Source organism: Pseudoalteromonas sp. APC 3694, assembly GCF_030407565.1.
GTDB lineage: Bacteria > Pseudomonadota > Gammaproteobacteria > Enterobacterales > Alteromonadaceae > Pseudoalteromonas > Pseudoalteromonas tetraodonis.
Map to the genome: position 1 here is coordinate 1 of NZ_JASDDE010000090.1, position 8,515 is coordinate 8,515.

Annotated in this window: 7 protein-coding genes and 2 pseudogenes; 4 read left to right on the plus strand and 5 right to left on the minus strand. The window is 39.5% G+C overall.

Translation table 11 applies throughout. The features are described from left to right. Window positions 1-361: 361 nt before the first annotated feature. Window positions 362-628, plus strand: a complete 267-nt coding sequence (locus QMA00_RS17985) for a DksA/TraR family C4-type zinc finger protein (protein WP_008115225.1) — start codon at window positions 362-364, stop codon at window positions 626-628. A gap of 89 nt (window positions 629-717) precedes the next feature. On the opposite strand, the gene gloA is transcribed toward QMA00_RS17985, so the two are convergent. The 5 genes and pseudogenes from gloA to QMA00_RS18010 all read right to left on the minus strand — a co-directional run. Further along, entirely contained in the window at window positions 718-1,119 is a 402-nt protein-coding gene (gene gloA / locus QMA00_RS17990) for a lactoylglutathione lyase (RefSeq protein WP_076923173.1), read from the minus strand. A 54-nt stretch (window positions 1,120-1,173) separates the two neighbouring features. Further along, the gene (locus tag QMA00_RS17995; protein WP_076923172.1) at window positions 1,174-2,205 is read right to left on the minus strand and encodes a serine hydrolase domain-containing protein; all 1,032 of its coding nucleotides are present in this window, start codon (window positions 2,203-2,205) and stop codon (window positions 1,174-1,176) included. Window positions 2,206-2,324: 119 nt separating this feature from the next. Next, window positions 2,325-4,235, minus strand: coding sequence for an aminotransferase class V-fold PLP-dependent enzyme (locus tag QMA00_RS18000; protein WP_076923171.1), 1,911 nt, complete (start codon window positions 4,233-4,235; stop codon window positions 2,325-2,327). A gap of 221 nt (window positions 4,236-4,456) precedes the next feature. Then, a pseudogene (locus tag QMA00_RS18005) lies at window positions 4,457-4,760 on the minus strand (endonuclease III); the annotation flags it as partial. A 70-nt stretch (window positions 4,761-4,830) separates the two neighbouring features. After that, window positions 4,831-5,087 (minus strand): annotated as a pseudogene (locus QMA00_RS18010) (tyrosine-type recombinase/integrase); the annotation flags it as partial. A 182-nt stretch (window positions 5,088-5,269) separates the two neighbouring features. Here QMA00_RS18010 and QMA00_RS18015 point away from each other — a divergent pair. The 3 genes from QMA00_RS18015 (at window position 5,270) to QMA00_RS18025 (ending at window position 8,513) form a co-directional block, all read left to right on the plus strand. Beyond that, window positions 5,270-6,673, plus strand: coding sequence for a DUF4041 domain-containing protein (locus QMA00_RS18015; RefSeq protein WP_076923170.1), 1,404 nt, complete (start codon window positions 5,270-5,272; stop codon window positions 6,671-6,673). A 10-nt stretch (window positions 6,674-6,683) separates the two neighbouring features. Continuing rightward, window positions 6,684-7,946, plus strand: a complete 1,263-nt coding sequence (locus QMA00_RS18020) for a DUF4041 domain-containing protein (protein ID WP_076923169.1) — start codon at window positions 6,684-6,686, stop codon at window positions 7,944-7,946. Between the two features lie 96 nt (window positions 7,947-8,042). Then, window positions 8,043-8,513: a hypothetical protein gene (locus QMA00_RS18025; RefSeq protein ID WP_217696944.1), complete on the plus strand. Its 471-nt coding sequence runs from the start codon at window positions 8,043-8,045 to the stop codon at window positions 8,511-8,513. The last annotated feature ends 2 nt before the right edge of the window (window positions 8,514-8,515 follow it).

The following is an 8,515-nucleotide window of genomic DNA, read 5'->3' on the forward strand; positions in this document are numbered from 1 at the left end:
TCACGGCGGTAACAGGGGTTCGAATCCCCTTGGGGACGCCACTTACTTATTTTAAGTAATCTACAAAGCAGTGTGACTGCAGCACTCTCTATCCGCAAAATAATAAAGAGTGAAAAATCTCTTGGTATGCCACCTACTATTCATTAGTAATATAGCTTTTAATAAAAAGTATTTAAAATCAGTTTACCTGCATTTCCATCACTACTTCAAAACTATCCAGTGAAGTTAAAATCTCAAAATTAAATAATTTAATATAATAACTCCTATATATTATTAGTTTCTTTCCTTTCTTTATATTCAGCTTAAATATACTTCGCCTATGTTAGGGTACATATAAACGTCCAAATAAATAGGAGGTTATATGGCAAGTGGATGGGCACGCGATGGTGCAATTCAAGAACAAATTGACGCAAGCGTTAATGACGCTGTGCAGTATGCTAGAAGTAATTTAGTTTCTGGAGCCAGTGCCGAGCTATGTGAAGAATGTGATGAACCAATACCACAGGCACGAAGACTTGCGGTACCTGGGGTTAAGTATTGTGTAAGCTGCCAAGCTGACCTAGAAGGTAAAGGCGGGCTTTCAAAAGGGCTTAATCGGCGTGGCAGTAAAGACAGTCAATTACGATAAAAAGGTGCATACAGCACCTTTTTTAATATCGTATCAGAGTTGAGCTTAGATAATTAAAAAGGGGTTAGTAAACCTATTAAATAAATTTACTAAAATTTATTCATGTTCTCTTTTTTCTGAATAAGTTCAATTGAGTAGCCATCTGGATCTTTTACAAACGCAATTTCTGTTGTACCACCCTTTACTGGTCCTGGTTCACGGCTTACGTTACCGCCAGCGGCCTTGATATCAGCACAGGCTTTATAGATATCATCAAACTCAATCGCGATATGACCATAGGCATTACCTAAATCATAGTTGTCGGTATCCCAGTTATAGGTCAGTTCAAGCACTGTTGTGTCAGTTTCATCACCGTAGCCTACAAAGGCGAGGGTATAGCGGTACTCTTCGTTATCAGCACGGCGTAACTCTTTCATACCAAGTACTTGAGTATAAAACGCAATTGATTTATCTAGATCTGCAACCCGTAACATGGTGTGTAGTAAACGCATTTAAATCCTCTTTAAAATTCATATAAATTTTTATAACGCAGCTAGTTTTAACTACTATTGCTGCGCAGTTAAAATATCAATAATCCGATTATAAATTATTTCTGTGAGCATCACAGTATCATCGCCATTAGTATTTATAAACTGCACAACGACTGTATCGATATCTTTATAATAACGAGCAATGCTTGAATACCCTAATACCCAACCCGTGTGTTCATACTTATAAAGTGATGCATACAAAGCTTGCTCTTGTTCGTCGAAAAAAGTGCCTTTGTTTAAAGCAAAAACAAAGTCGCCCACATCTTGTGCGGTTGCCACATAGCCTTGATCGAGCACTTTAAAGTCATTCTCATAACCTACGTAATAGCCACTCATTAAATCTATTAAATTGATTTCATGTACTGATGAAAACGTATGCGTTAGGCCCAGTGGCGTTAAAATTACATCTTTAATATATTGGTTATGATCATAACCCAGCACGTTAGACATAATTTTTCGCAGCAACAAATAATTGGTATTAGAATAGCCATAATCAGCATCAGGGCTAAAGTCAGCGGGTTTATCGAGCACTAATGCAAGTGGATCAGGGTAGGTGATTGACCAATCAAAATTATCGGTGTCTGTGTAATTGGGTATGCCACTTTTGTGTTTTACCATCATTCGCAATGTAATTTTATCTGCGTTTTCAATGCGTCCAATTAATGATGGAAGATAATCAGCCAGTGTTTTATCTACATCAATACGTCCAGCGGCTGAAAGTTTGGTTAAAGCTGCTGCATCATATAACTTTCGAATGCTGCCAATTTTAAAAAGTGCACTAGGGTAAGCGGGTATTTTGTGCTTTCTATTATGCCAACCATTTGCAAAATATTCAGGTTGCTGTCCTTGTTTATGAATATACACAATAATGCCATCAATTCCTTGTTCAATAGCCTCTTGTGTTTGTGCTTGAACGTTAGCGGGCAGTGGGTGAAAGTAATATAAAGCAAACTGCCAAGGGGCAAAAATGTATATGCTAGTAAGAGTAACAATGAGAGCTGCAATCCGCAGAAGTGTAAGCGCTTTTTTGTTCTTCAATTGTATCATTGCATTCTGGCTTCATTTATTTTTGGAGTGTGAGGATCAGCTTTTTACTCTACTAAACAGCAATATCATGTGATATTGCTGTTTAGTTATGAGGAGTTCGACTGTATTAAAGTATATCTTTACTTATTAACTTTGCCCTTAAGAACATATATTTCGCCATCAAAACTGCCTTGAATTGTTAATCCTTGTCCTGCCAATTCTTTAAGATAGTCAATATGCTCTTGTGTAATATGCTGCCCCGGAACCAAAAGTGGAATGCCTGGCGGGTAGGGCGTAACTAAACCGGCACAAATGCGGTTATTGCTTTTACTAATAGGCACCGATTCTCGCTCGCCATAGAATGCTTCGCTTGGAATACAGGCTAAGTTTATAGCCGGTAAATTTTCCGGCAAGCGAGAACGTCGCGTTGATGTGGCTAGTTTAACCTTGCCGCTATCGAGTTTTTTCAATGCATTGTATAAACGAATGATCTTTGAGCGCGTGCCACCAAGCGTCAGTAATACCAAAATGGTACTGTGGGTGTATTTTTCTATTTCTAGGCCAATTTCATCCAGCAGGTATTTATGAATATCCTTTAACGAATAAGGTAATTCGCTTATGTCGATGAGAATTTTTAGTGGATCGTGACCCATGTTATCACCACTAAAGTGCGGAAATATTTCCATAAAGTCTTGCTTACCTAGTACTTTAATTTGTTTGAGTGAAGCCATCTGTTGTTTAAATTCTTCCACATGGTTCAACAAAGCATTGAGTAACTTATAGCCTTCCATCTCTAACTGCTTTTGGCATACATCAAGCGATGCGATAAGCTGATATTTTGGCGATGTACTGGCGTAAATACTGTAAATCTCACGAAAGAAATCAGCATCGAAATCAGGGTCGTTAACATGAATATAAGACGCTTGAGAAAACGCCGATACCACTTTATGCGCTGAATGGGTGACGTAGTCAGCGCCAGCATGAATGGCGGAATAGTATCGTAGGCTTGGATGAAACAGCGAGTAAGCAAACCATGCCTCGTCAATAAATACTTTAATATCATGGTGATGGGCAAAATCGACCACCTGTTTCAGATCGCTCAGTAGGCCATCGTAAGTACAACCGGTGAGGACTAGCAATTTCGCATCGGTATTTTGTTCTATCGCCTGTTTAATGTCGGCCAACGACGGCGGCGCGAAGATGCCATATTTAGGATTTAAAATACTCGACAAATAAACAGGTAAACTGGCTGATTGCAAAATGCCATAGTGGACAGATTTATGACAGTTTCGATCGATAATCACTTTATCGCCCTTACGCAGCAATGTCTGCAAGATGATTTTATTTGAGGTAGACGACCCATTGGTAACGAAATAGGTATGCTTGACTTCAAACGTCGCCGCTGCTGACTCTTGCGCACGGCCAATGGTATTGGTGCTATCTGACAATGAACCCAACGAATCAACCGAAACCGACAAGTCGCCCACAAACACATTACGACCATAAAACTGATAAAAATCTTTAATATAAGGAGAATTTCTAAAGCTGGAGCCGCCACTGTGACCTGGTGTATGCCAAGAATCGTTTGCTTCGCCAACATAACGGCGATACGCAGTCCAAAATGGGGTCTCTGAGCGGTCATCGAAATCGTTGATCATATAGCCTAAAATTGCTTCAGGATCAGAAATTACCTCATCTTTAAAAAAGAAAGACTCAATCTCCTCCGACTCATTAACGATTTCTAGCCCCTTCGTATCATCGCCAATAACATAAACTGGCAGCTCAAGGCGGATCCCTTTTAACTGCTCGATAAAGCGACTATAAGTGCGTTCGCCAACCTTATTTTGCAAATCCCAGCTAAGCACTACAGCCTGAATATCACCATCTTCCTCTACAATGTCCAACGCTTGTTTTAACTCAAGACGCTCAATAATATCGATATGAATATCATCTCGCTCAAAATTGACAATGGTCTTCGATAGATTCGTTGAAAGCTCTTGTAAGGTGACTGGATCTTGCTCAATTAACAAGATACGAAGTATTGGTAGCATAGGAATTCTCGCAATAAAATTTCATAATGCTCAACAGCATAACTAAAGGATTAAGACTTGTGAAATTAATACTTTGAAAATGTTCCAATAATTGCCTTTCGCAAGGGGACAGGTATAAACGTTTATTTAATTAATTTGCACTATAGAAAAGTCAAGGTGCCTAAGTTTGGCACCTGCATTAAGAAATAGAATGTATTGGTAGAGGAACACTTGCCATATAGCTACTCAGTTTTATCTTTAAACTCACACAAGTCTTCACTAATACAGCTGCCGCATTTAGGTTTACGGACAACACAGGTATAGCGGCCATGCAGTATAAGCTAGTGGTGAACACCGACTTTAAACTCTTTAGGCACTAGTTTTTCGAGCTTCTTTTCTACTTCAACAACGTTCTTACCCATTGCAAACTTAGTAAGGTTTGATACACGGAATATGTGCGTATGTCGGCCAGCCAAAGTATAATGAACGTAGAACGAAAATACTTACTTTTCCAAGACTGCTTTGACTGATGAAGAGACTGTCACGATAACTTTATGTAATTAGTTTTATTCTGCAAAGCCGGCTATCGGCTAACTCGTATTTGCCCCAAAACGAGCTAGAAAATTTTGCTCAAAGGGCTAACAACACCGTTTGCGCCTTGTTGTAAAACATGAATATATATTTGCGTTGTCTTCAAATCGGAATGACCAAGTTTACTTTGAACTGTGCGAATGTCTTCTCCTGATTGCTAAAGATGAGTCGCGAACGACTCTCTGAACGTATGTGGTGTGATTAACTTTGTAATCCCTGACTATTTTAAAGCAGCCTTCACCGCCTTCCTGACACAAGTGGATGAAAATGATGTCGAATTTCTTTTGTTGGCACTTTCAAGCCGCGTTGTCCTATGTTTCTCCTATCCGATAAGCAACAAGATATCCATAAGTATAGCGTCAGCTTGACGTTAATAAATGTAAAAGATGAACATGTTGATATGGTAGTTATGGTTTGGATTTCGACAAAAGTGCGATTAAGGAAGTTACTGTTAAGAGGTAGTGTTGAATATATTCCATACAAAAGATAAGGTAATCCAAAAGCATAATAAAATGAAGGGAAATATGATTGAGGGAATAGACATACACGTTTACTTATCGGCGCTATTTTGCGGAGCCATAATTGTTCTCGCCATCAAAGGGAAATCTAATCACACGAAACGAATTGAAAAAATTGCTGAAATTCAACGTCAAAAGGAAAACCTCGAAAAGGAATCTATTGAAAATCAGGTTGCCAAACTTGAAGGTGAGTTAGAAGAAGTGGAAAGGAAAATCACTTCTGGTCAAGAACATTTTAAAACACTCGAGGAATCCACTGAGAAGCTTGAGCTAGAGAGACAATATATCGAAGTTGGATTACAGCCACCTGTTTATCGCTTTGATGACAGAGAGGAACTTAAAGCTCAAATCAATAAATGTTATGCGGATCAGTATCGTGTCATAAGCAGAGGCCTAGCAACAAACGCATACTCAAAATGGGAATGGTTTGGCTGCGAAAAAACTGGTGCACGAATGGTCGAAGATTACCGATATCTTTCGCTCAAAGCATTCAATGCAGAATTTGATGCCATAAGAAAAACTATGCGCCATTCAACTTATGATACGGCGGTTAATAAACTACATCGTGTAAATGGACAACTTGGTAAACTGGGCGAGACGGCTAATGCAACCATCTCAGCAGAATTTTTTAACCTGAAAATCAATGAGTTAAACGCTTGGCATCGAGAGCTTTTATACAGAGAAAGACAGAAAGCGGAGAGGAAAAAACAACAAGCTATCCTCCGTGAGCAAAATAATCAATCCGGAGATGAAGCCGATGACCTTGAAGACGAAATATCTTACCGGAGCTCTGATCTGAAAAAAGCCCAAGCCTTAGCTTTAAAACTGCACGGGGCAAGCGCTAAAGTCATGGAAGAAAGAATCCAAAAGATGAAATCTGAAATTGCCAAGCTAGAAAATAAATTTCAACGCACAACCTCGCAAGCACAGATCACAAAGGTCGGCTACATATATGTCATTTCAAACCTAGGTAGTTTTGGAGAGGGTGTTGTTAAAATCGGAATGACTCGTAGACTCGAACCGATGGATCGCATTAATGAACTCGGTGACGCAAGCGTACCGTTTAAATTTGATGTGCACACGATGGCATTTGTGCAGAATGCTCCAGAAATAGAGAAGAAGCTTCATAGAAAGTTTGACGAACAACGAGTGAATGTGGAAAACAATCGAAAGGAGTTTTTCAAGGTAAGCCCCCAGCAAGTAAAAGCTGCAATGGACGAACTGAATGTGTCAAGCGACTGGTACTATGATGTAGAAGCCAAGGAATACAGAGAAAGTATTTTGATTCGTGAAGCAATGAACAAGCAATCGCACGAAAACCTAACTGGGTCAATTCCGGCATCAATATAAGGACATAACCATGCTCATAACAATTATATTATTCATTTGTGCATTAGGTGCATTTTTCTTGTGGAGGAAATCATGCGCAGCGCTTGAAATGGTCGAAGCAGATGGTAAGAAAGTTAGAGATGCGTACTTCCCTGTATCGAGGGCAGAAGACAAGCTAAAACAAATTAAAGAGAAATATTCAGACTTACAGATAAAGTACAATAAGACATTCAGCAGACTACGTGACAACAAAAAAAAGCTTTCATTGTACAACCTTGGCGTGGGTACCTCTGATGATACTTCTTACGCATTTATATCGGAAACGAAAGAAGTCAGAAAAATTGAAGCAGAACTTGCTCAAGTTAAAGAAGACATAAAGGAAATGGTAAAAAACAAAACAGCTTGTATCTGCAGTATGAGTAAAGACGTAAGAGTTAATGGCCGCAAAGCTGGCGCTACAAAACTATTTAATCGTGAAATAAAACTCCGGATCCGCTGTTTAGATAATGAGTTTAAAGCGGCATCTTCAATGGTTGATTGGAACAACATCAATAGGCTATCTCAACGCGCCCGTGAAACATTCGACGATATAAACAACTCAGGCCGTATAGTTAAAACGCAATTGTCTGAAAGTTATTTCCGGTTAAAGAATAAAGAGCTCCGACTAACATATGAATTGAACCAGATTAAAGCTGACATTAAAGAAGAACAACGTGAAGAAGCACGTATCGCGAAAGAAGCAGAGCGAGAAGAAAAGCGTATAATTAATGCTGCGAATAAAGCTAGGAAAGAGCGTGAGATTATGGAGAAGCTGGTTGCGCATGAATTGAGCAAACTAGAATCCAGCTCTGATGAGCAAAAGGAACTGTACGAGCTGCATAAATTGGAACTGGAAGTGTTGAAGAAAAAAGAGGCTCGCTCACAATCGCTCGCTCAACAAACACGAGCTGGTTACGTTTATATAATCTCTAATAGGGTGTCATTTGGGGAGGGGATGGTAAAAATTGGCATGACTCGAAGAGCAGATCCAGATGAGAGAGTCAAAGAACTCGGAGATGCTTCTGTACCGGAACTGTTTGATGTCCACGCATATATATATTCGGAAGATGCACCCAGTTTAGAGAAATTTCTACATAACGAATTCAGCAAACAAAGAGTCAACCTAGTAAATCATCGCAAAGAGTTCTTTAAGGTGGATGTTCAAAGCGTTGTTAAGGCACTCGACAATTACCAAGAAGATTACGAGATCGAATTAGAGCCGCATAAAGATACTGACATGTTAGCAGTGGCATAGTGGCAAGCTGCTGTGCGATAGCTTTTGTATTGCGTTAGCAAGGCGTTATCAACATCTTTCTCTGGCACAGAGCGGTTCTTAGGCTCTAACACGTTTTTGTCAGGCGAGTTATCTGCTGACTCGCCTTTGCCCCAAAATTATATACTCGGAAAATTGCAGATTGGAAAAACGATTGAAGAAGCATTAAAACCTGACCCAGCCGCCAAGCCTGAGCGAGTAACCGCTCGACTTGTGAGACCTCAAGTTTCATTGACTAATCAACATAAAGCTCTTTTCCCTACAGCGGTAACAGCTGAAAGAAAATTCAAGTATGACCCTGTGGTCTACCGCCAAATTGCGCTTTTTAAGGTAAATGAAATCGTTCAGGTGACGAATCGAAAGGGGCACAGTTCAACAATACATATTACGAATATAGTAAAATTGAGCTGGAACCAACTCCAACTGTTAGTCTCATGTGGTAACACTAAGTTCGAGAAACAGTATTTACTTTATAAGGAGTACAGTACAAAGCATAGTGCGTATTCTCATGACTTTGATCACCGATTCTCATCAGCTTTGATCGCTTGATT